This is a genomic window from Campylobacter concisus, assembly GCF_902460895.1.
Lineage (GTDB): Bacteria > Campylobacterota > Campylobacteria > Campylobacterales > Campylobacteraceae > Campylobacter_A > Campylobacter_A concisus_BC.
Genome location: NZ_CABPVL010000035.1, coordinates 1 through 1,122 on the forward strand (window position 1 = coordinate 1; position 1,122 = coordinate 1,122).

Annotated in this window: 2 protein-coding genes and 1 pseudogene; all 3 read left to right on the forward strand. The window is 25.7% G+C overall.

What is annotated here, in order from left to right; genetic code table 11:
• Nucleotides 1-301 (forward strand): hypothetical protein (locus tag F3G98_RS10850; RefSeq protein WP_223231358.1); only part of this gene is annotated, 301 nt, incomplete at its 5' end.
• A gap of 1 nt (nucleotide 302) precedes the next feature.
• Nucleotides 303-932, forward strand: a complete 630-nt coding sequence (locus F3G98_RS10270; protein ID WP_149726145.1) for a hypothetical protein — start codon at nucleotides 303-305, stop codon at nucleotides 930-932.
• Nucleotides 929-1,122, forward strand: a pseudogene (locus tag F3G98_RS10855) (hypothetical protein); the annotation flags it as partial. The gene F3G98_RS10270 and the pseudogene F3G98_RS10855, both read left to right, overlap by 4 nt.

Sequence of the window (1,122 nt, forward strand, 5' to 3'; positions counted from 1 at the left end):
TGATGTAGGTAATATAAAATTTTATGGCATATTATTTATGGCTTTGTGCATGATTATTTTTGCTATTTTGAGATACATGGCTTTTAAGTATATGATTAATTATGCAAGCTTATATACTTATTCTAAATTTTATTTTTTTACATGTGTTTTCTTACCATTTTATGTAATTGGTTTTTATAATGAGATGGGATTAGCAATGGTTGTTCAATTAGTACTGACAATTTTTATGGTCATAACTATAGTATATAGCATTATAAAAATTTTAGCTATTAAAAAGTATAAGATTGCAGTGGAAATTTAATATGTTTAAGAATTATAATAAAAATATAATAGGTAATTTGCTTAAGAGATACTATAAAGCCCATGACAAGATGGTTACTATTTTTATTTTGATAAGTTATTTTGTTTTTTCTTTGGGTATCTTTATATTGCCAAGCGATTTACTAAGTAAGTCTCAAGCATGCCAAGAATTTGTAAATTTTATGAAGCAGTATTTTATTAATATAGAAATTTTTAGTGGAGTTAGCTCTTTTAAAGACGAGATAGAATTTTATGTAAGTTATATGTGGATAGTTGGCTTGTTATGGGCTTTGGAAGCTGTTTTTTATACTATATGCCGTTTCTTTATTTTTTATAATAGTGAAACATCAGAAACGATAAAAAGACTTGATTTTAAATGGCTAATTTTTGGATTTTCATTTAGCATTTTTGCTATTTATGTGTATTCTACTGGCTATATAGTGACAGATGGTATAAGTTTTTTTGCTTGGGACTATAGTGTAATGTTTCAAAATAAGCTTGAAATTTTTATAGTTATCTCTCTTTTTCAAGCTCTTTTTTCAGGGTTTGGGGTCTATTTGTTGGCAGTATCAATATCTGTGCTTTTTTATAAGATTTTTTGTGTCAATACACAAAAAGGAAGGATACTATGAGGCTTCTAGTAATAATATTATTCATAACATCTTTATATTCACATGCAATAAATTGTGCTGATATGTTTAATATAATAGCTGATAAAAATATAAGCGACAATGATACAAGAAAATATATTGAGGAATATATTAAAAAATACGAATGTGCGACAGATATAACTTTAAAAAACGAAAAGTTTTCTAATAGAAC

What these genes read in the sequence shown, in the direction of transcription:
- F3G98_RS10270 (WP_149726145.1), top strand. Translation starts at nt 303, where the DNA reads ATGTTTAAGAATTATAATAAAAATATAATAGGTAATTTGCTTAAGAGA.